Source organism: Jejuia pallidilutea (assembly GCF_002973595.1).
Lineage (GTDB): Bacteria > Bacteroidota > Bacteroidia > Flavobacteriales > Flavobacteriaceae > Jejuia > Jejuia pallidilutea.
In genome coordinates this window covers 18,205-44,612 of record NZ_PVEO01000008.1, presented here as the reverse complement: position 1 = coordinate 44,612, position 26,408 = coordinate 18,205, and the positions used below count along the sequence as shown (strand labels likewise).

The 26,408-nt window shown below is 33.4% G+C and carries 28 protein-coding genes; 17 read left to right on the top strand and 11 right to left on the bottom strand.

Features of this window, described 5'->3' with window-relative positions; genetic code table 11:
- The first annotated feature begins 1 nt into the window (after position 1).
- A complete protein-coding gene (locus CLV33_RS13255; protein WP_105474326.1) occupies positions 2-1,303 on the top strand; it encodes an amidohydrolase family protein in 1,302 nt (433 codons plus the stop codon).
- Between the two features lie 61 nt (positions 1,304-1,364).
- Here CLV33_RS13255 and CLV33_RS13250 read toward each other — a convergent pair whose 3' ends face one another.
- Complete coding sequence (locus CLV33_RS13250; RefSeq protein ID WP_105474325.1) at positions 1,365-2,153, bottom strand: DUF6503 family protein; 789 nt, start codon at positions 2,151-2,153, stop codon at positions 1,365-1,367.
- Between the two features lie 80 nt (positions 2,154-2,233).
- Between CLV33_RS13250 and CLV33_RS13245 the strand changes: the two genes are divergently transcribed.
- Together CLV33_RS13245 and CLV33_RS13240 are read left to right on the top strand one after the other, a co-directional pair.
- A complete protein-coding gene (locus CLV33_RS13245; protein ID WP_105474324.1) occupies positions 2,234-3,037 on the top strand; it encodes a TrmH family RNA methyltransferase in 804 nt (267 codons plus the stop codon).
- 90 nt (positions 3,038-3,127) lie between these two features.
- Complete coding sequence (locus tag CLV33_RS13240; RefSeq protein ID WP_105474323.1) at positions 3,128-4,360, top strand: M48 family metallopeptidase; 1,233 nt, start codon at positions 3,128-3,130, stop codon at positions 4,358-4,360.
- Positions 4,361-4,437: 77 nt separating this feature from the next.
- Here CLV33_RS13240 and CLV33_RS13235 read toward each other — a convergent pair whose 3' ends face one another.
- Complete coding sequence (locus CLV33_RS13235) at positions 4,438-7,206, bottom strand: M16 family metallopeptidase (protein WP_105474322.1); 2,769 nt, start codon at positions 7,204-7,206, stop codon at positions 4,438-4,440.
- 187 nt (positions 7,207-7,393) lie between these two features.
- Between CLV33_RS13235 and CLV33_RS13230 the strand changes: the two genes are divergently transcribed.
- From CLV33_RS13230 to CLV33_RS13200, 7 genes are all read left to right on the top strand, one after another.
- Positions 7,394-8,158 (top strand): ParA family protein, encoded by a 765-nt coding sequence (locus tag CLV33_RS13230; protein ID WP_105474321.1) that lies wholly within the window; start codon positions 7,394-7,396, stop codon positions 8,156-8,158.
- A 4-nt stretch (positions 8,159-8,162) separates the two neighbouring features.
- Complete coding sequence (locus CLV33_RS13225) at positions 8,163-9,080, top strand: ParB/RepB/Spo0J family partition protein (protein WP_042242720.1); 918 nt, start codon at positions 8,163-8,165, stop codon at positions 9,078-9,080.
- Positions 9,070-9,690, top strand: a complete 621-nt coding sequence (locus CLV33_RS13220; protein WP_042242717.1) for a DUF5683 domain-containing protein — start codon at positions 9,070-9,072, stop codon at positions 9,688-9,690. The genes CLV33_RS13225 and CLV33_RS13220 overlap by 11 nt, the downstream gene beginning before the upstream one ends.
- Before the next feature lies 1 nt (position 9,691).
- The gene (gene dapB / locus CLV33_RS13215; protein WP_105474320.1) at positions 9,692-10,396 is read left to right on the top strand and encodes a 4-hydroxy-tetrahydrodipicolinate reductase; all 705 of its coding nucleotides are present in this window, start codon (positions 9,692-9,694) and stop codon (positions 10,394-10,396) included.
- 68 nt (positions 10,397-10,464) lie between these two features.
- The gene (gene lepB / locus CLV33_RS13210) at positions 10,465-12,051 is read left to right on the top strand and encodes a signal peptidase I (RefSeq protein WP_105474319.1); all 1,587 of its coding nucleotides are present in this window, start codon (positions 10,465-10,467) and stop codon (positions 12,049-12,051) included.
- A 126-nt stretch (positions 12,052-12,177) separates the two neighbouring features.
- A complete protein-coding gene (locus CLV33_RS13205) occupies positions 12,178-12,801 on the top strand; it encodes a WbqC family protein (protein ID WP_105474318.1) in 624 nt (207 codons plus the stop codon).
- Complete coding sequence (locus CLV33_RS13200) at positions 12,801-13,109, top strand: DUF6122 family protein (RefSeq protein ID WP_042247891.1); 309 nt, start codon at positions 12,801-12,803, stop codon at positions 13,107-13,109. Before CLV33_RS13205 ends, CLV33_RS13200 begins: the two co-directional genes overlap by 1 nt.
- A gap of 3 nt (positions 13,110-13,112) precedes the next feature.
- On the opposite strand, the gene CLV33_RS13195 is transcribed toward CLV33_RS13200, so the two are convergent.
- From CLV33_RS13195 to CLV33_RS13160, 8 genes are all read right to left on the bottom strand, one after another.
- On the bottom strand, positions 13,113-14,138 hold the full coding sequence (locus CLV33_RS13195) for an endonuclease/exonuclease/phosphatase family protein (protein WP_105474317.1): 1,026 nt from the start codon (positions 14,136-14,138) through the stop codon (positions 13,113-13,115).
- A gap of 75 nt (positions 14,139-14,213) precedes the next feature.
- Positions 14,214-15,059, bottom strand: a complete 846-nt coding sequence (locus tag CLV33_RS13190; protein ID WP_105474316.1) for a rhomboid family protein — start codon at positions 15,057-15,059, stop codon at positions 14,214-14,216.
- A 2-nt stretch (positions 15,060-15,061) separates the two neighbouring features.
- Positions 15,062-15,901: a rhomboid family intramembrane serine protease gene (locus CLV33_RS13185; RefSeq protein ID WP_045372800.1), complete on the bottom strand. Its 840-nt coding sequence runs from the start codon at positions 15,899-15,901 to the stop codon at positions 15,062-15,064.
- 3 nt (positions 15,902-15,904) lie between these two features.
- The gene (gene mutL / locus CLV33_RS13180) at positions 15,905-17,758 is read right to left on the bottom strand and encodes a DNA mismatch repair endonuclease MutL (protein ID WP_105474315.1); all 1,854 of its coding nucleotides are present in this window, start codon (positions 17,756-17,758) and stop codon (positions 15,905-15,907) included.
- 6 nt (positions 17,759-17,764) lie between these two features.
- Positions 17,765-18,043, bottom strand: coding sequence for a hypothetical protein (locus CLV33_RS13175; RefSeq protein ID WP_042242701.1), 279 nt, complete (start codon positions 18,041-18,043; stop codon positions 17,765-17,767).
- Between the two features lie 19 nt (positions 18,044-18,062).
- Positions 18,063-18,290 carry a hypothetical protein gene (locus CLV33_RS13170; RefSeq protein ID WP_042242698.1) on the bottom strand — a complete coding sequence of 76 codons (228 nt, stop codon included), beginning with the start codon at positions 18,288-18,290 and terminating at the stop codon, positions 18,063-18,065.
- Positions 18,291-18,471: 181 nt separating this feature from the next.
- A complete protein-coding gene (gene ribH / locus CLV33_RS13165) occupies positions 18,472-18,957 on the bottom strand; it encodes a 6,7-dimethyl-8-ribityllumazine synthase (RefSeq protein WP_105474314.1) in 486 nt (161 codons plus the stop codon).
- 11 nt (positions 18,958-18,968) lie between these two features.
- Positions 18,969-19,739: a tetratricopeptide repeat protein gene (locus CLV33_RS13160; RefSeq protein ID WP_042247913.1), complete on the bottom strand. Its 771-nt coding sequence runs from the start codon at positions 19,737-19,739 to the stop codon at positions 18,969-18,971.
- 144 nt (positions 19,740-19,883) lie between these two features.
- On the opposite strand from CLV33_RS13160, the gene recF reads away from it, so the two are divergent.
- From recF to CLV33_RS13135, 5 genes are all read left to right on the top strand, one after another.
- Positions 19,884-20,963, top strand: coding sequence for a DNA replication/repair protein RecF (gene recF, locus CLV33_RS13155; protein WP_042242693.1), 1,080 nt, complete (start codon positions 19,884-19,886; stop codon positions 20,961-20,963).
- Between the two features lie 198 nt (positions 20,964-21,161).
- Positions 21,162-22,811, top strand: a complete 1,650-nt coding sequence (locus tag CLV33_RS13150) for a serine hydrolase domain-containing protein (RefSeq protein WP_105474313.1) — start codon at positions 21,162-21,164, stop codon at positions 22,809-22,811.
- A gap of 467 nt (positions 22,812-23,278) precedes the next feature.
- Positions 23,279-23,575: a DUF721 domain-containing protein gene (locus tag CLV33_RS13145; protein WP_105474312.1), complete on the top strand. Its 297-nt coding sequence runs from the start codon at positions 23,279-23,281 to the stop codon at positions 23,573-23,575.
- A 99-nt stretch (positions 23,576-23,674) separates the two neighbouring features.
- Positions 23,675-23,866, top strand: a complete 192-nt coding sequence (locus CLV33_RS13140) for a cold-shock protein (RefSeq protein WP_042242688.1) — start codon at positions 23,675-23,677, stop codon at positions 23,864-23,866.
- A 165-nt stretch (positions 23,867-24,031) separates the two neighbouring features.
- Positions 24,032-24,223 carry a cold-shock protein gene (locus tag CLV33_RS13135; protein ID WP_042242685.1) on the top strand — a complete coding sequence of 64 codons (192 nt, stop codon included), beginning with the start codon at positions 24,032-24,034 and terminating at the stop codon, positions 24,221-24,223.
- Between the two features lie 118 nt (positions 24,224-24,341).
- Here CLV33_RS13135 and CLV33_RS13130 read toward each other — a convergent pair whose 3' ends face one another.
- Entirely contained in the window at positions 24,342-24,761 is a 420-nt protein-coding gene (locus CLV33_RS13130) for a nucleoside-diphosphate kinase (RefSeq protein ID WP_105474311.1), read from the bottom strand.
- 85 nt (positions 24,762-24,846) lie between these two features.
- On the opposite strand from CLV33_RS13130, the gene CLV33_RS13125 reads away from it, so the two are divergent.
- Positions 24,847-25,866: a DHH family phosphoesterase gene (locus tag CLV33_RS13125; RefSeq protein WP_105474310.1), complete on the top strand. Its 1,020-nt coding sequence runs from the start codon at positions 24,847-24,849 to the stop codon at positions 25,864-25,866.
- A complete protein-coding gene (gldI, locus tag CLV33_RS13120; RefSeq protein WP_105474309.1) occupies positions 25,859-26,407 on the top strand; it encodes a gliding motility-associated peptidyl-prolyl isomerase GldI in 549 nt (182 codons plus the stop codon). The genes CLV33_RS13125 and gldI overlap by 8 nt, the downstream gene beginning before the upstream one ends.
- Position 26,408: the final 1 nt, after the last annotated feature.

The window sequence follows — 26,408 nt, the reverse complement described above, 5'->3', positions numbered from 1 at the left end:
TATGAAACTATTTAATCTATATATAGTGCTTACATGTCTTTTATTATTAAATGGCTTAAACGCACAACAAACACCAGCGAAACCCCAAAGCGAACCCATAACCATAGAAGGCGCCACTGCCCATTTAGGAAATGGAAAAGTTATCAATAACGCCTTAATTATGTTTGAAGCAGGCAAAATTACCTTTATAGGAAGTGCAAACACTAAAATAGCTCGCAAAGGAAAAATTATTGATGCTAAGGGCAAACATGTTTATCCTGGTTTTATTATTCCTAATTCTACTTTAGGTTTGGTTGAAATCGATGCTGTTAGGGCCACAGATGATGATGCTGAAATCGGTACTTGGAATCCGCATATTAGAAGTTTAATTGCATACAACGCAGAATCTAAAGTTGTAGAATCTATGAGACCAAATGGTGTATTACTAGGACAAATTACACCAAGAGGAAGCCGTATTTCTGGCACCTCATCCATAGTGCAGTTCGATGCTTGGAATTGGGAAGATGCTGCAGTTAAGGTAGATGATGGCATACATATGAGTTGGCCAAATAACTTTACCCAAGGCAGATGGTGGATGGGTGAAGACCCTGGTTTAAAACCTAACAAAGATTATAGTAAACACACAAAAACATTAGCTGATTATTTTGATGAGGCCAAAGCTTATTTAAACAGCAACAAACAACCTAAGCACTTACCTTTTGAGGCTTTAGCCGGTATATTTAATGGTTCTAAAACATTATATATAAATGTAGATGATGAAAAAGGTATTTTAGATGCCATTACATTTATACATTCTCATAATTTAAAAAACGTTGTTCTAGTTAGTGCTAGAGACGCCCATATGGTAGCAGATGTCTTAAAAACTAACAATATTCCCGTTGTACTAAATCGTGTACATAGTACGCCTAATAAAGACGATGACGACTACGATTTACCGTATAAATCAGCAAAATTATTAGTAGAAAAAGGTATAAAGGTAGCGCTACAAGCCAACGGACAAATGGAACGTATGAATACTAGAAATCTACCATTTTATGCAGGTACAGTTGCAGCACACGGATTAGATAAAGAAGTGGCCTTACAATTAATTACCCTAAATGCAGCAGAAATTTTAGGAATTGATGATGCATATGGTTCGTTAGAAAACGGCAAAAGTGCCACTTTATTTATTAGTGAAGGTGATGCGCTAGACATGAGAACAAACAAACTAACACATGCGTTTATAGATGGTAGGATGATAAGTTTAGAAACCCATCAAACAGAACTGTGGAAGCGTTATTCAGGAAAATATACAAACGAGTAATAAAGTAGGCTGTTTTAAAAGCGTTAGCATTCAGAATGATGCTTTTAAAACAGCCCTTTTCTTATTCTACAACTGTTGCACCTTCTTTAATTTCAAAAATAAAAGCGTCTAATTTTTCTTTTGATAGTTTAACATCCGTAAACTTTAAATCATTACGCTTTTCGGTAGGTAAATTATTTTCATACTTGTACCACGTTAAAGTTTCGGGTAACAGTAATCCATTTACAGTTTGCCAATTACTATACTTTATAAAGTGGAATTCTTTACTCTTTTCTTTTGAAAAGAATGTAACAGTGTAGCCTAACCATTCCATTTTATAAGTTTCGGGATTATAATATAAAATGTATTCATCTTCTGGTGATTCACCTATTCCAGCTTCATACCCTATTTTTATACCTGGATAGGTTTGTCCTTCAAACACTAATGGTGTTGTTTCTTCATACATAATACCATCATCGGCTAGCACAAATGGCATTGCATAAAAATAGAACATCAAATTATAATAGAATTTAGGATTACCTTTGTAAGCCGTAGTATCTTTAGATGTTAACCAAACATCCTTTCCATTAAATCCAATGGTATGTTTTGGCATTTCAATTAAAGATGTTCTGTTTTTTAAATCTGTAGTTGTAACTTCATCTCCACTAGGCTTTTTCATGGTGAATACCAAAGACTGCATTGCATTCCACGTATCGACGCCTCCATGGGCATCAAATACTTTGGTAATGCTTTCTGGGTATACTGATGTTGTAACATCTAGCTGTTCATCTGTATAGTCCACAGTTGGTGTAGACTTATTTTTACAATTAAAAAGTGAAATTATAGTAACTAAAATTAGTAGATGCTTCATAGTAAATTGTATTTGATTTTGTTATAGGTTAGACGAATATAAACAACGATAATAACATAAAATCTTTTACTTTTGTTTTTATGCTCACAAAGTCAATAAATAGCACGCAAAACGCATTTGTAAAGCACCTTGTTCAGCTTAAAGATAAATCGCGTGAAAGAAAAAAAACTAATACTTTTTTAATTGAAGGACAACGCGAAATTTCTCTTGCGCTAAAAGGTGGATATAAACTGGAAACGATTTTGTTTTATCCTGATTTATTTCCAGAAGAAAAGTTGAAGGATTTTAAAACCGATAGCACTAATAGTATTGAAATCTCTAAAGATGTGTACCAAAAATTAGCCTACAGAGATACTACTGAAGGACTTTTGGCTGTTGCAAAATCTAAATCTAACAGTTTAGATGATTTAAAACTGGAAACAGACACACCATTAATTTTAGTAATCGAAGCTCCCGAAAAACCTGGAAATATTGGTGCAATTTTAAGAACTGCCGATGCAGCTAGTGTAGATGCCGTAATTATTGCCAATCCAAAAACCGATTTGTACAACCCCAACATTATACGATCTAGCGTAGGCTGTGTATTTACCAATGCCATTGCTACTGGTTCAACTACAGAAATTATTACATTTTTAAAACAAAAACATATTACTATTTATTGTGCTGCACTGCAAGCCTCTGTAGATTATTATACGCAAGATTTTAAAAAACCAACGGCTATTGTTGTTGGTACCGAGGCCACTGGCTTAAGCGAACAATGGTTAGAAAATGCTACTAAAAATATAATTATACCTATGCAGGGTGAAATAGACTCTATGAATGTATCTGTTGCAGCAGGAATCCTTATTTTTGAAGCCAAAAGACAGCGGAATTTTTTAAAATAAAGTCATAAATTTTAAATTCTAAACATTTAATGTATTAAAACCATATTGCTTTGGTTAGTCTAAGTATTCTAAAATAAAAACAACTTTTTTATGACAACAACTTCACTATTCTATATCATTATCGCCATAATAATTATCAACTTTATAGTTGATAAAGTTTTAGATGCTTTAAATGCAAAACATTTTAACGATGCATTACCCAAAGTACTTAATGATGTGTACGATGATGCTGAATATAAAAAGTCGCAGCAATACAAAGCCGCCAAATACAAATTTGGAATTATTACATCTTTATTTTCTTTACTCTTAACCTTAGGATTTTTATTTCTCGATGGATTTGAATATGTTGATAATATAGCCCGAAGCTTTAGCAACAACCCAATTGGTATTGCCTTAATTTTCTTTGGGATTATACTAATTGGTAGCGATATTTTAACAACGCCTTTTTCTTATTATAACACATTTGTTATCGAAGAAAAATTTGGTTTTAATAAAACCACGGTTAAAACCTTTTTTCTAGACAAAATAAAAGGTTGGTTAATGATGGCGATTGTTGGCGGTGGTATTTTAGCATTAATTATTTGGTTTTACCAAGTAACAGAACAACATTTTTGGCTATATGCTTGGGGGCTGGTTGCTTTATTTACCTTGTTTATGAATATGTTTTACTCTAAACTTATAGTGCCGCTTTTTAATAATCAAACACCTTTAAAAGAAGGCACTTTAAGAAATAAAATTTCGGCTTATGCCAAAACAGTAGGTTTTAAATTAGATAAAATTTTTGTAATTGATGGCTCTAAACGCAGCACTAAAGCTAATGCCTATTTTTCTGGTTTTGGTAGCGAGAAACGTGTAACACTTTACGATACGTTAATTAATGATTTAGAAGACGAAGAAATTGTTGCGGTTTTAGCGCACGAAGTTGGGCATTACAAGAAAAAACACATTATTTTTAATCTGTTTGCTTCTATTGTACTAACAGGGGTAACACTTTTTATTTTATCTCTGTTTATCGCTAACCCTTTATTATCTAAAGCGTTAGGTGTAGAAATTCCTAGTTTTCATATTGGGCTTGTAGCTTTTGGGTTATTGTACTCGCCTATTTCAGAAATTACGGGTTTAATTATGAATTTATTTTCCAGAAAGTTTGAATACCAAGCAGACGATTATGCCAAAAACACTTACAAGGCAGAACCTTTAATTACATCACTTAAAAAACTTTCTAAAAATAGCTTAAGCAATTTAACACCACATCCAGCATACGTATTTGTACATTATTCGCATCCTACGCTTTTAGAGCGAATTAGAAATTTAAAAAAATAACAAGCTATTTAAACAAAAAAGCCAAATCACAAACATATGATTTGGCTTTTTTTATAGCAGGTTTAAAAACAGTTATGTTAATCTACCTTCTTTTCATTTTTAATTTCTGGTAATGCCTCAAAATCTCCTGCATTTACTACCGTCCACTCATCAAACTTCTTAAAGTATTTTTTAATGGCTTTATTTACGTCTTCAACAGTTAGAGAAGTTACTTTGTCTTCAATATCTTTATAAAACATCATATCCCTATCAAAGTACAAGTTGTTGCTTATGGTTCTAGATAACTCGTTATCTTTTGCTCTAGAAACACTCTGTCCTTGCACCCAACTGGTTACTGCTACTTTAAGCTCATCTTCAGTAATACCCTCGTCAATATAACGCTCTATTTCTTCTTTGAATCCTTTTTGAACTTTATCGGCATTTTGTGGCGCATAAATGGCGTAAACATATATTACTGAATTTTTTTCTTTAGGATTACTGTCAACACTCACTTGCCCTCCAGCGCCATAGCTTACTCCATCTTTTTGACGCAATCTGCCTGCGATTCTAGAATTTAAAAACCCACCTCCAAAAATTGAACTGGCAACTTGTAGTGCTGCATAATCCTCATCGTCTTGACTGGCTTCAAAAGACATTAAACCAAGTGTCATTGCATTTTTCTTGTCTGGAGTTTTTATTTGCTTGTTTGCAGGGTTGTTTAATTTATGCGGATCTAAAATTGGCTTGTAAGGCTTATTAACTTTAAAATCGGCAAATTCATTTTCAAAATAATTCTTTAATTCTGCTTCGTCTATATTACCTATGGCCACTAAAGTTGCACTGTCTGATATACCGTAAAACTCATCGTAATAGGCTTTTATATCAGCGATGTTGGCTGCCTTAATTTCTTCTATATCTTCTTCAATAGTATTGCTATAAAGTGGATGGCCTTTTTCATAACGCTGATTTAACAAACTTAAGTTTTTACTTGCCAAAAATTGCGGTTCGGTTTTGTTGCGCTCTAAATTGGCTAAATCCTGTGTTTTTAACTTTTCTAATTCGGCTTCGTCAAACTTGGGGTTTTTTAACATATCTGTCATCAAAGCTAATGTTTCCATTAAGTACTCTTCTGTGGTGCTAATATTTACACTAATTCTTCCGTTTGAACCAGAAAAACGAATGGAAGATTTTAAAGCGCTTAATTTATCCTCAATATCCTGTCTGGAATTATTAGTTGTTCCTTTGTTCAACATACTTGCGGTATAACTAGCGGTTCTTCCTTTGTTCATAAAATCATCAACACTACCATTTCTAATTATAAATGATAAATTAACGGTTTTACCACGATTATTTTTCTTTATAAAACCATATTCAATCGGTAATTTTTCAAGCTCACCAGCATCTAGTCTATCTTGTATATTTTCATAAGACACATCAAAAGCCTCTCCTGCATCAAGTCCCTCTTTTCCTTTGTAGTTTGCAACTAATGCTTCTAAGCCTTCGGTATGCTCAATTTCTACACGCATTGGTTTTTCTGTAGGCACAAAATTTCCTATGGTTCTATTAGTAGGAATTAAATAACGCTGAATGGCAGCATTTACTTTTTCGGCACTCATAGCCTCTACTCTATCTCTTTGTATAAATGATAATCGCCAATCTCCAGCACCTATAAATTCACTCATAAATGTGCCTAAGTATGCAGAATTTCTGCTTATTTGGTCGTATTGTTTTAAAATATTTGCTTTAGCTCTTTTTACTTCTTCTTCTGTTATTGGGTTGTCTTTTAAACCATCTAGAAGTGTTAGCATAGTGCTTTCTGCTTCTTCTAAAGATTTATCTGAAGGCACGTCTACGTTTATGTATAAAAAAGATGGCTCTTTTGTAAATGGCGAAAACGACCAAAGTGAAGCAGCTTTTTTACCATCTACCAAGGCCTTGTAAAGCCTACCAGAAGGTTGGTCTGTAAGTACTTCCTCAGCAATAGCCAATGCTGCAAAATCTTCATGCGAACCTGCTGGCGTATGGTATAGCGCAGATACCAATTGTAAGTCTCCAACACGACTTAATGTAACGCGTTTCTCACCGTCTTGGGCAGGTTCTATTGTAGGTATATCGCGTATTGGAGTATCTGGGTTTTTAATATCTCCAAATTTTTCTTTAATTAATGTTAGTGTTTTATCGGTATCAAATTTACCCGTAACCATTAACACCGCATTATCAGGACGGTAATATTTTTTATAAAATGCCTGCAAGTTCTCTATAGGTACACGTTCTATGTCCGATCGGTTACCAATTGTAGAATTTCCATAATTGTGCCATAAAAATGAAGCACTAATTACTTTTTGCATTAAAATTCTAGTTGGAGAATTCTCACCACTTTCAAACTCGTTGCGCACCACAGAAAATTCAGACTCTAAATCTTCCTTGGCGATATATGAATTTACCATTCTATCGGCCTCTAAATCTAGTGCCCAATCTAAATTGTCATCTGTAGCATTAAACGTTTCAAAATAATTGGTCCTATCGTACCAAGTTGTTCCATTTGGTCTTGCACCGCGTTCGGTTAGCTCTTTAGGAATATCGGGGTGGTTTGGTGTACCTTTAAAGACCATGTGCTCTAACAGGTGCGCCATTCCCTTTTCGCCATAACCTTCGTGCCTAGAACCTACCAAATAGGTAATATTTACGGTTATGGTTTGTGCAGAATTATCTGGAAACAGTAGCACTTTTAGCCCGTTGTCCATAACATATTCTGTAATGCCTTCAACTTGTGCCGTTTTTTTTAATTGGGCATTAAGCTGAAATGTAATTGTGGTAATGAATAGAATTATCATTACTTTTCTAATAGAAGAATAATAGCTTTTCATGATTAAGTTTTTATATTTTCTCAAATTTCTGATTTCATTAGTATAATTTCTCACAATAAAGTGTTAAATTTTTAACATTACTGCTAATTTTATAATCTCTTTAAGTTATTCGGGCTATGTTAACAAGTTAGGTTTTTATTACTCACAAATAATTGTATTTTTACGCATTAAAAAACCAAATCGATCAATGGGCAAAATCATTGCAATTGCTAACCAAAAAGGAGGTGTTGGTAAAACAACAACTTCAGTAAATTTAGCTGCTTCCCTAGGTGTTCTAGAGAAAAAAGTATTGTTAATAGATGCTGATCCTCAAGCAAATGCTACTTCTGGGTTAGGTATTGATGTAGAGCATGTAGAAATTGGTACATACCAACTTTTAGAGCACACAAACTCTGCCAAAGAAGCTATAATTTCAACCGAAACACCAAATCTAGATATTATACCTGCCCATATAGACTTGGTAGCTATAGAAATTGAATTGGTTGATAAAGACCAGCGTGAGTATATGCTTAAAAATGCGTTAACAGACATTAAAGACACTTACGATTTTATTTTGATTGATTGCGCCCCGTCCCTAGGCTTATTAACATTAAATGCCTTAACAGCAGCAGACTCTGTGTTAATACCTATACAATGCGAATATTTTGCTTTAGAAGGTTTGGGCAAATTGTTAAACACAATTAAAAGCGTACAAAAAATACATAATCCTACTTTAGCTTACGAAGGGCTTTTGCTTACCATGTACGATTCGCGTTTACGATTATCAAACCAAGTTGTAGAAGAAGTACAAAAACATTTTAACGATATGGTATTTAATACCATAATTCAAAGAAATGTACGTTTAAGCGAAGCACCTAGCTATGGCGAAAGCATAATTAATTACGATGCAGGCAGTAAAGGTGCTAGTAATTACTTAAGTTTAGCAGAAGAAATAATTACAAAAAACTCCTAAAATTATGGCGAAGGCAACCAAGAAACAGGCTTTAGGTAGAGGCTTATCTGCGCTTTTAAAAGATCCCACCAACGATATTACATCTGTTAAAGACAAAGGTGCCGATAAAGTAATTGGCAACATAGTAGAGTTAGATATAGACGCTATAGAAGTTAATCCATTTCAGCCCCGTACAAATTTTAGCGAAGAATCTTTACAAGAACTAGCATCTTCTATTAAAGAGTTAGGTATTATTCAGCCTATTACTGTTAGAAAATTAGAGTTTAACAAATACCAATTAGTTTCGGGAGAGCGTCGTTATCGCGCTTCTAAACTAATAGATTTACAAACTATACCAGCATATATAAGAATTGCCAACGACCAAGAATCGTTAGAAATGGCACTGGTTGAGAATATTCAACGTCAAGATTTAGACCCTATAGAGATAGCCTTATCCTATCAGCGTTTAATAGACGAAATAAACCTTACCCAAGAGCAAATGAGCGAGCGTGTAGGCAAAAAACGGTCTACCATTGCCAATTATTTACGCTTGTTAAAACTAGACCCTATCATACAAACAGGGATGCGGGATGGTTTTATTTCTATGGGACACGGGCGTGCTCTAATTACTATTGAAGACCAAAATGCGCAATTAGATATCTACGAAAGTATTTTATCTAAAAAATTATCGGTTAGGGAAACCGAAGAACTAGTAAGGCTATACAATAATCCTAATGCCGAAACTTCAAATTCTAAATCAAAAAATAACGATTTAGAAGAAATGCCTAAGCATGTTAAAAAAGGCATAAAAGAGTTTTCAGAATACTTTGGACATAAAATTGACGTTAAAGTCTCTAAAAATGGAAAAGGAAAAATTATTATCCCTTTTCATTCTGAAGAAGATTTTAACCGAATAAAAAAATTAGTGCAACGTGCCAAATAAACTTCTAATAGCACTTGTTTTAACTACATTTTGTTGCTTCACAACCTTTGCACAAAAAAAGGATAAAACACCTAAAGACAGTATACCTGCTACATTGGTTGTACAAGACACTATTATAAAATCTAAACCCATAGATCCGCTAAGGCCTGCTAAAGCAGCATTTTTATCGGCTGTATTACCCGGGTTAGGGCAAGCTTACAACAAAAAATACTGGAAAATACCTATAGTTTATGGGGCATTGGGCACTGGTATGTATTTTTATTTAACAAACGACAAAGAGTATATAAGATACAGGGATGCCTACAGAAGAAGGCTGGCTGGTTTTAAAGATGATGAATTTTATATTAACCCATCAACCGGAGAATTATTAGATTCACCCCGTGTAACCGATGATGGTTTAAGGCGTGCTCAAGAACTATTTAGAAGAAATAAGGAGATTTCGCTTTTGGTAACTATTGGCTTATATGCACTAAATATTATTGATGCTAATGTAGATGCACATTTATTGCAGTATAATGTAGATGAAAATCTTACCTTAGCACCGCATTACGAGCTCAATGATATAGACAATAACAGTACCGTTGGCTTAACTTTAAATTTTAAATTTTAGTATGAATATAGCTTTACTTGGATATGGTAGAATGGGGCAAACTATCGAAAAAATTGCCTTAAATAGAGGTCATAATATTGTTTTAAGAATAGATAAGGACGATGAAGGTTACGACATTACAAAAGCCGATGTTGCCATAGATTTTAGCATTCCTTCCGTTGCTTTTAAAAATATTTCTAACTGCTTAAACAATAATGTACCAGTAGTATCCGGAACAACAGGATGGTTGGCAGATTACGATAAAGCCATAGCGCTTTGTAAAGAAAAAAATGGTGCTTTTATTTATGCCTCAAACTTTAGCCTAGGTGTAAATATTTTTTTTGAATTAAATAAAGTGCTGGCAAAAATGATGGGCAACTTAGAGCAGTATAATGTTTCTATGGAAGAAATTCATCATACTAAAAAACTAGATGCGCCAAGTGGTACTGCTATTACACTGGCCGAAGGCATTATTGAAAATAATAAAAACTACAATGCCTGGAAACTAGATGAAGGTGCAGAAAAAACAATTCCTGTAGTGGCCAAACGTATAGAAGATGTTCCTGGAACACATACGGTTAACTACAAAAGCGACGTAGACACAATTACCATAGAACATATAGCGCATAACCGACAAGGTTTTGCACTAGGCGCAGTTGTAGCAGCAGAATGGCTTGTTGGAAAACATGGTATTTTCTCTATGAACGATGTGTTAAATATTGGTTAACATCTCGTATTATTTGTAACAAAACCTAAATTTTAGGCTCTAACGAGCTTTAAATAAAACATAGAAAGATGACTATTACACAGTGGCTTATTTTTTTACTAATTATACAAGTTATTCATGGATTGGGCACATGGAAACTCTACCAAAAAGCTGGCAGACAACCTTGGGAAGCCTTTGTACCTGTTTATAATGGGGTTATTTTAATGAAAATTATTAATCGCCCTTGGTGGTGGATTATTTTATTGTTCTTACCCATAGTAAACCTTATAATGTTAATGGTAGTTTGGGTAGAAACTGCTAGAAGTTTTGGTAAAAATACTTATCTAGATACATTTTTAGCTGTAATTACCCTAGGCTTTTATAATTATTATTTAAATTATGTTGCAAATGTAACCTACGTTGAAAACAGAAGTTTAATGCCAAAATCTGGCTCTGGTGAGTGGACAAGCTCTATACTATTTGCAATAGTTGCAGCAACTATTGTGCATACCTATTTTATGCAACCATTTACCATTCCTTCGTCGTCTCTAGAAAAATCCCTATTAGTCGGCGATTTTCTATTTGTAAGCAAATTCCATTATGGTGCAAGAGTACCTATGACGACCGTAGCTGCACCTATGGTTCACGATACCATTCCTTTATTAAATGTTAAATCGTATGCGTTTAATGATAATTTCGAGAAACGCAAAAGCTCTTGGGTAAATAAATTGCAATTGCCCTACATGCGTTTACCAGGATTTCAAAATATAAAAAGAAATGATATTGTTGTATTCAATCAACCAGCCGACACACTGAGAGATATGAATATTTTTAAGCCCGACAGAAATTACTATAAACCTATAGACAAGAAAACCAATTTAGTAAAACGCTGCGTAGGTTTACCGGGCGATTCTTTAGAGGTTAGGAACGGCTATGTATACATAAATGGCGAAAAAAATGAGCTGCCCGATAGAGCTCAACTGCAATTTAGCTATAACGTAACACCCAAAACCCATCAATTTAATCCTAATTATCTAGCCTCTAGATACGATATAACCGATGGTGTTTATCCAACAAATAGGCAATATACTAATTACTATATCCCTGCAATTTCTGATGAAGCTTTAGCTAAGTTTAAAAACCATCCAAATGTTGCCGATATTAAAATTAATATACAAGAAAAAGGACAACCAGACCCTGATGTGTTTCCACATCACCCTGATTATCCTTGGAATATCGACTTTTTTGGTCCGCTTTACATCCCTAAAAAAGATGCGACTATAGCTATTAATTTAGATGTTTTACCGCTCTACAAACGTGTTATTACCGAGTACGAAGGCAACACCTTAAAAGTTCAAGGGAATCAAATTTTAATTAATGGAGAAGTTACCGATACCTATACCTTTAAGCAAGATTATTATTGGATGATGGGCGATAACCGCCATAACTCTATTGATGCCAGACGTTGGGGTTTTGTGCCTTTTAATCACGTTTTTGGAAAAGCAGTATTTATTTGGATGAGTTGGGATGGCATTAAAAACCCAAGATGGGAACGCTTTTTCACAACGGTACATGGTACCGGTAAAGCTACATCTTTCTTTATTCCGTTTTTAGTGGTATTATTTGGATGGATTGGATTTAACCAATGGCGAAAAAGAAAAAAGCAAAAAGCCTAGTTTTATTATTTCTATGTTATGTAGTAGTTGTAAAGCTAAATGACCCGTACTGTATAAAGGCCGCAATTTAAAGCCATTACATTTTATAGAGCATTCCGGTTACAATAGGAATAACAATAATTAACAATGAATATTCTTATACACCCAACATACTTCCCAAATATAGCTCATTTTGTGGCATTGGCACAGGCGAAGAACGTAACCTTGGAGTTAGGTGATAACTACGTAAAACAAACATATAGAAACCGCACCTATATTTATGGTGCAAACGGAAAGTTGCTGCTAAATATACCCGTGGTGTTCTCTCAAAAAAACCGAAAAAAATATAAAGATGTAAAAATTTTTAATACTGAAAAATGGCAATTGCAACATTGGAAATCTTTGGAATCTGCTTATAGAACATCTCCCTTTTTTGAGTTCTATGAAGATGAATTAAAACCACTTTTTTTTGAAGATACAGAGTTACTTTTAGATTTTAATTTGAAATGTTTTGATGTAATTTGTGAATGTTTGCAGCTAGATATTGAAACATCGAAAACTACATCTTTTAAAAAAGCAGTAGTAGATAAAACAGACTTAAGATATCTGGTAAACGCCAAGAATGAAACACCCAAAAACTTTGATAGCTACACTCAGGTTTTTGATGATAAACATGGATTCATCCCTAATTTAAGTATTTTAGATTTACTATTTAACGAAGGCCCTAATGCACTAAATTATTTAGAATCTCAAACTATAACTCCTAGATAATGCTACAAACTTTTGCTCACTATGGTTGTCATTTTTTATTGCCGCTAGTTGTAGCATTGTTATTTTTTAAGTCGAATTGGAAAATAGCGTACTTTATTATGCTTGCAGGACTCTTAATTGACGTAGATCATTTATTAGCTACACCAATTTTTAATCCTAACAGGTGCAGCATTGGGTTTCATCCCTTACACTCCTCATTTGCCATTTTGTTTTACTTCTTTTTATGTATTCCAAAAAAATCAAGATTGGTTGGTTTAGGGCTGGTCATACATATTGTTTCCGATGCGGTAGATTGTGCTTTAATGTAAAATTTACGGCGTTAAATTAAGCGTAGACATAATCGGGTAATGATCAGAATAATGCTCATTATACGCTTTAAAACCGTTTACGGCAAAAGCATCATCTGCAAAAATAAAGTCGATTCTAACAGGAAAAAATTTAAAATCGTAAGTGCGCCCAAAACCATTACCCGCTTTTTTAAATGTATCATTTAAATCACCTTTAATTTTTCTATATACATAAGAAAAGGCCGTATTGTTAAAATCGCCACAAACAATCATTTTGTATTTGCATTGGTTTTTGTGCATCAAAAACAATTCAGATTGAAACTGTTGCATTTTAAAGGTGGTGCCAATGCGCTTAAAAAGCCGTTCGGAGTTTTCCTTTTTTAAACTCTCTACTTTTGTATTGATGCGCATAGACTCTAAATGTACATTATATACGCGCACAGTATCAGTAGGCATTACTACATCCACAAAAATAGCATTGTTTGATGTGTTTGGAAACTCAACAGATCCTGAGTTTATAATGGGGAAATTTGAAAAAATAGCTTGCCCGTATTTTGTTTTTTTTCCCGATAGCTTTTCAAATTTATATTTAAAAAAAGATAAATCTACATTTTTATGGGGATGATATTCTTGCAAACTTAAAATATCAGGAGCTTCGGTTTTTATTAAATCTTCAATTTTAGTTTCTATACTATCTTCTGGTATCCATTTATAAAGATTAAACAAACGTACGTTGTAATTCATTACTTTAAAATTTCCACTAGCCGCTATATTTTTAGATGAAGAAAACTTATATAACGAGCCAAACGAAAAATAACCTATAGCCAAAACCACCAGTGATAGTATAAATTGTTTTTTAAGTTTTATTAACCAATACAAAAAAAACAAAACGTTAGCCAAAATTAACAATGCAACACCCAAGCTTAATACAGATAATACTGAAAATGTTTTTGGGGGTAAAAAAGGCAGTATAAAAGAGAGCAATAAAAGAACAGCTAATATTCTATTGATCAACCAAAGGATTTTATCAAAGAATTTTAGCTTTTTCATACTGATAATTGAGTAATGAGAGTTGACAGAGGACGGTTGTTTGGGTTATTTTTAAAAGCTAATGCTATATTCATGTTACTTTCCTGCTCTAAACAAAAAATCCTTTTCTTCGGCAGTTAAACTATCGTAACCACTTTTACTTATTTTATCTAAAATAACATCAATCTTTTTTTGATTGCTAAAGGCATTAAAATCGGCTTTTGTATAGCCGCCTACCTTACTTTTATTTTTATGTACGGTTTTTAAAGGACTCTTCTTTTTAAATTTAAAAATGCTTAAAAAACCATCCATAAATTTTTCAAAACCTTTGCCAATATCTTTGCCTTTAATAAGTTGTTTAGCATAAATATACCCCAACAGTGCACCACCCAAATGTGCTAAATAACCACCACCGTTTTCTCCAAAAAGGCGTAATACATCTAAACCAACAAAAGCTGCACCAATATACCACAACTTAATATTGAATGTAAAAATACGTACTTCTTGGTTTGGCATATAGGCACATAAAAAAATAAGTATAGCCATTACAGATGCCGAAGCACCTACCAAAGGAACCCCTAACCTGCCTTTTGGCAAAAACTCAAAAAATAATAAATACAAAATTCCACCAGAAATGGCACCTAAAAAGTAAAGGTTTAACGCCATTTTAGGAGAAAACAAATTAAGAAACATACGCGCCACAAAATATAGCCATAACATATTGAAGGCTAAATGCCAAAACCCGTAATGGGTAAATGCGTATGTAACAAGTGTCCAAGGTTTAAAAATAAATTTGCTAAACTCACTAGGTAACTCCAACCATGATAAAAGTGGAGAGAATATAAGGCCCACAACAAAAACTACCACATTAACTACAATGAGTTTTTCTAGCACGTTAAGTCGCGATAATTTATATTTTATATCTTGGTTTAAGGACGTCATTTTTAATTCCAACGATTTCTGTTAAACTGATTTTTTTTCCAATACCACATTACAAAAAAGCCCGTTAAAGCACCACCAACGTGGGCAAAATGTGCAGTGTTACTAGGACTAAATATGGAATGCCCTGAAATACCAGAAATTAAATCAATCAATATAATTCCAGGTATAAAATATTTTGCTTTTATAGGAATTGGTAAAAAAATCAACATTAATTCTGCATTAGGGTTCATCATACCAAAAGCAGCCATAACTCCCATAATACATCCTGATGCTCCTACCATAGAGCTTCTAGCAAGCACATTTAAATCAAATAACGATTTGAATGATGATTGGTTAATTAAATCTGCATTAAAGTTATATTGCTCCAAAAGCGGTAACATTTGTTCACTAAGTATTTCGCCTTTTATATATAGACCTTCACTTGCATCAATTGAAATGATTTTGTTTAGCAACTCCCCGTCCATATTCAAATCTGCAATACCTTGGTAAATAGAATAAAAATCGTAATAATGATAAGCGACCTGTAGAGCTACTGCGCCTAAACCAGCTGAAAAGTAAATAAATATAAAACGTTTAGCACCTAATACATGTTCTACAGGCGAGCCAAACATCCATAAAGCAAACATGTTGAACAGTAAATGTGTGATACTTAAATTATTCATATCTGCTCCACCATGCATAAACATGTGCGTAAAAATTTGCCAAGGCTTAAACGCTTCGTGTCTTGGAAAATGCATAGCAAACCAATCGTAAAACACCCCGTTGCCAATAGCTAGTGTACCCACAAACATAATAACGTTTATAATTATTAGGTGCTTTACCGTATTTGAAATCCTCATCATAATCTATATAAACTTTTTATCCAACTCGTCTACTCCAACAGTAATAAACGTTACCCTATTAGTAGGAGACACATTGGGTTCTTTACAGGCAAATAATTTGTTTACTATGTGTTCTTGTTCATCTTTTTGCAAAGACTGACCTGTTTTAATTGCTAAACTTTTTGCCATAGATTTTGCCAATAAATCTGTGGCACTAAAATTAGCATCTGGCACTTCGTTTTGTACATCGCTAATTAGCTGTTCTAAAATAATAGAAATCTCACTTTCTGGCACCATTACAGGTACACCTTTAATTTCTATAGATTCTTCAGTAACGTTTGAAAACACAAAACCTGTATGTTCTAAATCGCCTTGTAATTGTTTTACAATTTCTAATTCTTGAGAAGAGAAATGTAGCTGTAATGGAAATAATAATTGCTGACTTACACCTTCTTTAACTGTTATGTCTTTTAAAAAATCCTCATACAAAATACGTTGGTGCGCCCTACTTTGGTCTATTACCAACATCCCAGATTTTATAGCACTTATTATGTATTTATTGTGAAACTGGTAAGTTGCATTAGCCTTATCGGGTGTGACTTTTGTTTCGAATAACGAACTGGTAGACTCTTCACTTTCAAAAGTTAATTCGCTAAAATTAGATGCAGAACCATTACTTTTAGATTCTAACCCTACATATAAACTTTCCCAATGCTCACTTGGTGCTTTTTTAAAACTAGAATTTTGCTGTTCTCGTGGTGGTTTTGATTCCTGAAATGGATTAAAATTACTATCTACCTCTATTTTAGGCGCTTCGGTTCTAGAGCCTTTTAAATTGTATGGCGTATCTAATGTAGCATCGCGTTCAAAATCTAAAACTGGAGCAATATTAAACTGGCCTAAACTGTGTTTTACTGCCGAACGCAAAATAGCATACAGCGTATGTTCATCATCAAACTTAATTTCTGTTTTTGTAGGATGAATATTTATATCTATAGTCTGCGGATTTACTTCTAGATTTAAAAAGTAACTTGGGTGTGTGCCATTTTTTAACAATCCTTCAAAAGCTGATAAAATAGCATGATTCAAATAGGCACTTTTTATAAAGCGATTGTTTACAAAAAAATATTGCTCTCCCCTAGTTTTTTTTGCAAATTCGGGCTTGCCTACAAACCCCGAAATTTTTAGTACTTCGGTATCTTCTTCAACAGGCACCAGTTTTTCGTTGGTTTTGTTTCCAAAGATATTTACAATACGTTGTCTGTAATTGCTAACTGGCAAATTAAAGGTTTCGCTACCATTATTGTAAAGTGAAAAACTTATACTGGGGTGCGCTAAAGCCACACGATGAAATTCGTCAATAATATGACGTAATTCTACGGTATTAGATTTTAAAAAATTACGTCTTGCAGGGATATTAAAAAATAAATTTTTAACTGATATTGACGTACCTTTTGGGGTAACTACCACATCTTGAGAGGTTACTTCGCTACCCTCTATAACTATACAAGTGCCAACATCATCGGTGTCTTGTTTGGTTTTTAATTCCACATGGGCAATGGCAGCTATACTAGCCAGTGCCTCTCCGCGAAATCCTTTGGTATTGAGTTTAAATAAATCGTCGGCATTTCTAATTTTAGACGTGGCATGTCGCTCAAAACTTAAACGGGCATCGGTAACGCTCATACCCTTACCATCATCAATAACCTGAATAAGAGTTTTACCAGCGTCTTTAACTATGAGTTTTATAACATCGGCACCTGCATCTATGGCATTTTCAAGTAATTCCTTTACCACCGATGCGGGACGTTGTACAACTTCTCCAGCGGCTATTTGATTTGCTACGTGGTCTGGTAAGAGTTGTATGATGTCTGCCATAAAATATTATGAAAAGAAAATAGATAAATCGAAACCAATGATAAATAAAAATACTGCAACCAAAATTGCAACAATAATTAACACACGGCGATTAGCTTCTTTGTTTTCGTTGGTTTTATAATCGTTTATTGCATTAACAAATTTAGATTTTATACCATTATTATTGCCCACGGTAACACGGTGTTCATCAAACTTATGCTTTATTTCATAAGGATTTGCATCACCTTTGTAGTAACGTGGTGTATAACTGTACTTTTTATTTTTTCTCGTTTTTAATATTCCCATGAGTTCTAACTTTTAAAGATTACATGTACTTTTTTTCTAATATGTACATGCAAATCAATAATAGTACCAAAGCCAAAATTAAAAAGCGCATAGACATACCGCCTTTAATTTTTGAGCCATTTTTCGCATTTTCCCTACGCCACTTGGAGGCAAATGCTTTGGTATCTTCCTCTAACTCTTGTTCTCTATCGTTTTCTGAAAACCGAGGTTTATAATTAAAAGTTTTATGTTTTCGTTGCTTAAACAAGTTGTTATGCTTATACCTCAAAAATACTTAAAAAAGGCTAGAATTACTGAAGCGAACTGCTAAAAATTGTTAACAAAATGTCTAGAAAATCACAATACTAAAAAAAGTAAATCCAAAAATACAACCTATTTAATTAAGAGTTGCTTTAGAATTTTTGATTTTTACTTTTTGTAATTTTAAATTAGCTATTTTTTCGTAGTTCTGCCATTTTTATGGCAGCTATACCAGCTTCAGTGCCCTTATTACCATGTTTTCCACCAGAACGGTCTATGGCCTGTTGCATAGTATTATCGGTAAGTACGCAGAAAATTACAGGCGTTTCTCGCATTACATTCAAATCTTTTATGCCTTGCGTAACCCCTTCGCAAACAAAATCGAAATGTTTGGTTTCGCCTTGTACTACACTACCAATGGCAATTACAGCATTAACCATTTGTTCTTGCATTTTTTTGCAACCATAAACCAACTCGAAACTTCCAGGAACATTCCAACGAATAATATTTGAGGGTGCAACACCATTTTCAATTAGTGCATTGTAAGCCCCTTTATAAAGTCCTTCGGTTATTTTCTCGTTCCACTCAGAAACAACAATCCCAAACCGAAATTTACTCGCGTTTGGGATTGTAGCTTTATCGTATTCTGATAAGTTTTTATTTTCGGTTGCCATAAAATAAGAATTTATTTATTTGCCAACACCTGCGCTTTTCCTATAAATACGTCAACAGTTGCAGCTTCGGTAGCATCAGGATAATCTTCTTTTATTCTTTTAAAATATCCTAACGCCTTGTCTGGCTGCCCTAAATCTAGGGCTAGTGCACCTGCTTTGTATAGGTACATAGGTGTAGTGTAACCGTTATCGCGTAAAGCAATAGCTTTTTCGTAGTATTCTAGTGCATCTTTTGGTTGGTCTAACTGTACAAAAGCGTCACCTATATTGCCTTTGGCCAAAGGCGCCAATACTTCGTCGTCACTTTCAAATTCACTTAAATAGGCTATTGCATTCTTGTAATCTTTTAATCTTAAATAGGCAGTACCAGCGTAGTAATTTGCCAAATTTGCTGCAGGTGTACCGCTGTATTCATCTATAATATCCAACATTCCAAACTTACCTTCGCCTCCGTTGAGTGCCAAGTTGAACAAAGAATCTTTAGCAACACCGTTTACAGCCTCATTAAAGTACTTTTGCGCTTGAAACATATCGTTCATCGCATTAAGTTGCTTAGGTTTTGCTACATATTCTTTATACGCTAAAGAGCCTAATACCGCGGCAGCTACAAGACCAACTATTATAAAAATATATTTTTGGTTTTTAGCTACAAACGCTTCGGTTTTAGAAGCGGTTTCATCTAGCGTATTAAAAACTTCTGCCGTTGTTGAGCCTTCCTCAATGTTTTGCTCTTTCTCAGCTTTAGTTTTTGGTTTGTATCCTCTTTTATTGTAAGTTGCCATATCTTCAAAATTAATATCGCGCAAAAATATAATTTTTCTTCTGATTTAAAAGGCTATTTATTTGTTATTTTTCAATAATTTGCACTTCTTTTTGCTATATTTTTGAATTAAACTCATCTTTAACACGCTTTAAGTACAAACTGCATGATTTTAAAATCGCTCTCGTTAGTTAATTATAAAAATTTTGAAAGTAGGTCCTTTAATTTCAACGAAAAGATTAATTGTTTTGTTGGTAATAATGGTGTGGGAAAAACCAATATTTTAGATGCCATTTACCATTTATCGTTTGGCAAAAGTTATTTTAACCCCGTAGCGCTTCAAAATATTAAGCACAATGAAGATTTTTTTGTAGTGAATGGCGACTATGAAAAGGAAGATAAGCCCGAAAAAATTGTGATAAGTTTAAAACGTGGCCAAAAAAAAGTAATTAAACGTAACGGTAAAGCTTACGAAAAGTTTAGTGAACACATAGGTTTTTTACCCTTGGTGATAATTTCCCCTGCCGATAGAGATTTAATAATTGAGGGCAGCAGTACCCGGCGTAAGTTTATAGATAGTGTAATTTCGCAAAGCGATAAAAGTTACTTATCGCTATTAATTAACTACAATAAAGTATTGGCGCAACGCAATGCCCTATTAAAATATTTTGCGCTTAACCACACCTTTAATGCAGATACCTTAGAGGTTTACAACGAACAACTTACGGATTATGGCACTGTAATTTACGAAAAACGAGATGCATTTTTAAAGGCCTTTATTCCTATTTTTAAAAGCAGGTACGAAGCTATTAGCAATGGTAACGAACAGGTAGATTTGGTTTACGAAAGCCACTTATACGAAGCTAATTTACTTACCTTATTAAAAGCAAATATTAACAAGGATAAGGCGCTACAATACACCAACGTTGGCATACACAAAGACGATTTAGTGTTTAATATTGAAGAGCACCCAATAAAGAAATTTGGAAGCCAAGGCCAACAAAAATCGTTTTTAATTGCTTTGAAATTGGCGCAATTTGATTTTATAAAGTCGCAAAGTGGCGTTAACCCTATTTTATTATTGGATGATATTTTTGATAAGCTGGACGAACAACGTGTAGCGCAAATTATTAAACTTGTAGATGATGAGAATTTTGGACAATTATTTATAAGCGATACACATGCTGACAGAACCGAACAAGCTGTAAAACAAGTGCATCAATCTTATGAGATTTTTAAATTGTGACGCACTACTTAAATCGGGATTTAAGTAGTGTTTTTTACGCATTATTGTTTAATTATGTATAAAATTTCAGCTAATTTCGTTTAACGTTGGGCATAAGTCATTCAAACGACGCATATCTGCTATATTAGCCATAATAAACTCACTCAACTGTAACAATGAGAACTTAAATGAGTCTTTAGAGAAAGAAAAACAAAATTTATGAATAAAAAACAGTTTAAAATACTCATAATCTTTTTACTTCTAATTCCAAAATTAGCAACTTCTCAAAATATTGATTCAAAGATAGATAGTCTATATCAAGTAAACAGTAATCAACCCGGATTTTCAATAGCTGTATTTAAAGGAGATGAAATTATACTTGAAAAACAATATGGTATTGCAAATCTTGATTATAATGTTCCAATAACAAATGAAACCGTATTCGATATTGGTTCAATTGCTAAGCAATTTACGGCAGCAGCCATTTTGTTATTAGAAAATGAAGGAAAATTATCCATTGAAGAGCCTGCTTACAAATACATCGATAATCTTCCCCGGTATAAAAAGGGTGACCCAACAATAGAACAATTGTTAAATCAAACAAGCGGGATACCTGAAGTTGACCCATACTTTTATTTAGCAGATTTATCTTTTAATGACTTACTTACGCAATCAAGAGTTAGCAATATCATAGTAAATTTAAAAGAACTCAACTTTAAACCAGGTGAATATTTTGAATATACAAACGCAAACTACATCTTGCTTGCTAATATTATTGAAAAAGTATCAGAAAAATCTTTTACAGCGTTTCTGCAAGACCATATTTTTTCGCCATTAAAAATGGAAAATACGATTAAGAAAAACAGAACGTATGACATAATAAAAAATAGAGCTATAGGATATATTGAAGATGATGGGGCTTATTACAAAATGCATTTGCACTCTGCCATTTACAATGGTGATGGTCAAATTATGACTACTGCGAGAGATATGTTTAAATGGCATCAAGGCATTCGAAATGCCACTATTGGTACACCCAAATTGTGGAAAAAAATGCAAACCAAAGCAAAACTAAATGATGGAACTGTAATCGACTTTGGGTTAGGCGTTGAATTTGAAACACATAACGGTTATAACGCCATGGGATTTGATGGTATGATTATGGGCGGGTTCGTTTCAAAATACTTATATTTTCCAGATTTAGATATGGCCTTTTTTACTACACAAAACACTTTTGAAGAAGATTTCGAAGAACGCTTTTTTCAACTAGTAGATTTATATATTCCAAATAACAAGCAAGTTAACAATAATCAAAAGAAAGAAAATGTAATTATTAAACTGACTAATGATGCCCTTAAAAAATATGAGGGGAATTACATCTTTCTTGGTAATGAATATGAAGATATAAAAACTGGAATAATAAAACTAAAGAAAAAAATATTAGTACTAACAACGGCAAATGGAGAAGAAATAGGGAAATTAGAGCCAATTGGTAATCAAAAGTTTTTGATGGACGGAATAATTATGGAATTTGATGTTAAAACCAATAACAAACAATACAAGTTTTATGCAAACGAAAATGAAAAACCTTGGTTGTTCAAAGAACTTGAACCTTACAAGCATACAGAATTAGAATTAAAAGAACTTGCAGGCATTTATTTAAATAAGAGCTTACAAGTAACTAAAGAAATTAAATTTGAAGATGGTAAATTGCACTTTCATTACGGAAAAGGAGCATATAACGTTGAATTGGAAGCATTATCTAAAAATTTATTTAGTATTCCCAACTACCCAATTCAATTCATACGAAATAAGAACGGAAAGATTATTTCAATGAAAATTATGAGATTAGAATTTGAAAAATTATAATTACTACCGCCAACAATGAATATAAGTAGTTGCTTGTTCCCGTCTACTACTGAAAATCCTCACAGACTTTCTATCTGTGATTTATTTGCTATAATTAGTGTTTAAAAAACGTAACTAAGCCTATACTTAGCTAGGGATATAGTTCACCTCTGTTTTCTTTTGAAGAAAGATAACTTTTATATTAAATGCAAACTAAAGGTTAGGGATTGTAGCGGCATTCTTTTTAATAGTTTCTTACAAATTCGGCGTCATTACAAGGAGGTACCACGAAGTAATCTACTTCTAATAAGGAGATTGCTTCACTGCGTTCGCAATAACAATAGCGCAATAACTTATTAAAAAAATATAGCGAAACATTTATGTTCATGAATTCAATAATTTAAAATAGAAATGCATGAATAAAACCCAACCCTTGTGGTAACGCCCAAATATTTTAATACTTTTACATCTTTAATAATTTTACTACCATGCCCAAACGCAATAACGAACATTTAAGTATTAAGGACGCACTAAAGGAGTTTGTGGAAACCAACAGACTAGAAAAAGGCCTTAACAAAGTTAATGCAGCCGAAGCATGGGCAAAACTTATGGGTAATGGTGTTAACAATTATACTACTTCTGTTAAGTTAGAACGCGAGACATTGTATATACAACTTAATTCTAGCGTTTTAAGGGAGGAATTAAGCTACGGCAAACAAAAAATAATAGACATGCTAAATGAGGAATTAGGGAAAGAAATTATTAAAAAATTGGTTTTGAGATAGTTACAAATATTAATTTATTATAAATAAATCGTTTAAAACCAACAACCTATTGTTATTTAACCTACCTTTGCTGCTTAATTATATTTAATACATATTACAATGAGTAAAGGTACCGTAAAATTTTTCAACGACTCTAAAGGTTTTGGATTTATCGTTGAAGATGACAACAACAAAGAACATTTCGTACACATTTCAGGACTTATCGATGAAATTCGTGAAGGTGATGCAGTTGAATTCGATCTACAAGAAGGTAGAAAAGGATTAAACGCCGTAAACGTAAAAGTAATCTAAAAGATATATACTTTAACAATTACAAAATGGAAAGTCTGCTAATTTATTTGGCAGACTTTTTTTATTTCTTATCTTTTGGGTGCAAATTTCTTAATGCTCGATTTTTAAAAATTATTTGGCACTAAGTTTGCACAACACATAATAATTAATTTTAATATTTTTAACATGAGTACAGGAACAGTAAAGTTCTTCAACGATTCAAAAGGATTTGGATTCATTATCGAAGAAGGTTCAAACAAAGAACATTTTGTTCACATTTCTGGATTAATTGATGAGATTCGCGAAGGCGATAACGTTGAGTTTGATCTTCAGGAAGGTAGAAAAGGTTTAAACGCAGTAAACGTAAAAGTAATTTAATATATATTATTTCACTTTTTTAAACGTAAAAACCCGAGACGATGTCTCGGGTTTTTTGTTTATTAACAGCATAACCACAAGGCTACACATATACTTTCAGAAGAACTATACTTACTAATTAAAATTGCTCTCTTCCTGAGAAATGAAATGCACCTTCAATAGCTGCATTATCATTACTATCACTTCCATGTACTGCGTTTTCGCTTATAGAAGCAGCGTACATTTTTCTAATGGTGCCTTCGGCTGCATCAGCAGGATTTGTAGCGCCTATTAATGTTCTAAAATCTTCAACTGCATTGTCTTTTTCCAAAATTGCTGCCACTATTGGGCCGCGAGTCATATACGCTACTAATTCTGGAAAAAACGGACGCTCGTTGTGTATTGCATAAAACGTTTCGGCATCTGCCTTTGTCATCTGCGTTAACTTCATAGCTACAATTCTAAACCCTGAAGCTGTAATTTTTTCTAATATTGCACCAATATGCCCTTTTTCAACTGCATCTGGTTTAAGCATTGTAAATGTTCTGTTTGTTGCCATTTCATTTTTTATTTGCCGCAAAAGTAACGCATTTTCAATAAAAAGCAAGTTTAATCAATTTTAAAAAATTGTATCTTCGTGCCCTATGAATAAAGACAACATTTCTGCAATTAAGCAATTATTAAGCACACCCAAAAACATAGTTATCGTTCCTCATAAAAATCCAGATGGCGATGCAATTGGTTCTACCTTAGGGCTGTACCATTATCTTAAAAAGTACAGCCATAACGCACAAGTAATTACCCCAAATGATTATCCAGATTTTTTAAAATGGGTGCCTGGGGAAGATACTATTATTAAATACGATGCTAATACCGAAGACAGCAATAAAGCTATTGATAATGCCGACATTATCTTTACATTAGATTTTAATGCCTTTCATCGTACTGGGCAAATGGAATCTGTTCTTGAAAACTCTAAAGCCATAAAAATTTTAATAGACCACCACCAAGAACCCGATGATTATGCCACCTATTGTTACAGCGATGTTAGCATGAGTTCTACCTGCGAAATGATATATCATTTCATAGATATGCTAGAAGATACCGATAAGATTGATGCCCATATTGCAACCTGCTTGTATTTGGGGATTATGACAGATACTGGTTCGTTTAGATTTTCGTCTACAACCAGCACCACCCACCGTATTGTTGCAAATTTAATTGACAAAGGCGCTAAAAATGACGATGTGCACAATAATGTATACGACACCAATAGCTATAACCGTTTACAATTATTGGGTTGCGCGTTAACAAATTTAAAAGTATTACCAGAGTTAAGAACAGCTTACATAACACTATCTCAAAACGAGCTTAGAAAATTCGATTATAAAAAAGGAGATACCGAAGGGATTGTAAACTACGCACTTTCTTTAGACAATATTATTTTTGCAGCTATTTTTATTGAAGACAAACAAGAAGGTATTATAAAAATTTCATTACGTTCCAAAGGGGCGTTTTCCGTAAACGAATTTTCTAGGGCGCATTTTAACGGTGGTGGTCACAATAATGCGGCAGGTGGGCGCAGTGAAACCTCGCTTAACACCACTGTTGAAAAATTTCTTAGTATATTGCCTCAATATAAAGATGCCCTAAATTATGAATAAGCCTTTGTTTTTAATTATTATGCTGCTGCTCTGTTTTTCTTGTAAAACACCAGAAGCTCGCAAACCAATTTCGGTAAAAACAGGTTCTTTTATAGATGAATCTGTAGCTCGTAACAAAAAACTTAATGCCAAAGAACAAGCATTAATACAAGAGATTATGGATGCAAATAAAAATAATGCATATATAGCCTCTGAAAATGGATTTTGGTACTTTTACAATACCAAAACAACAGAAGATACTGCTACTACACCAAATTATGGAGACATTGTAAACTATTCTTATAATTTAAAAGACTTAAAGGGCAATTTAATTTACCCCGAAGACGCCTTTAAAGATTTGGATTATGCCATGGACAAACAGGAACTTTTTACAGGGTTACGCGAAGGTTTAAAATTAATGAGACCCGGTGAAACCGTAACATTTTTGTTTCCGTCGCAAATAGCTTATGGCTACTATGGCGATGAGAATAAAATTGGCACCAATGTACCTTTAATTGCCGAAGTTACAGTAAACTCAATTACCAAAACACAAGATAACTAAC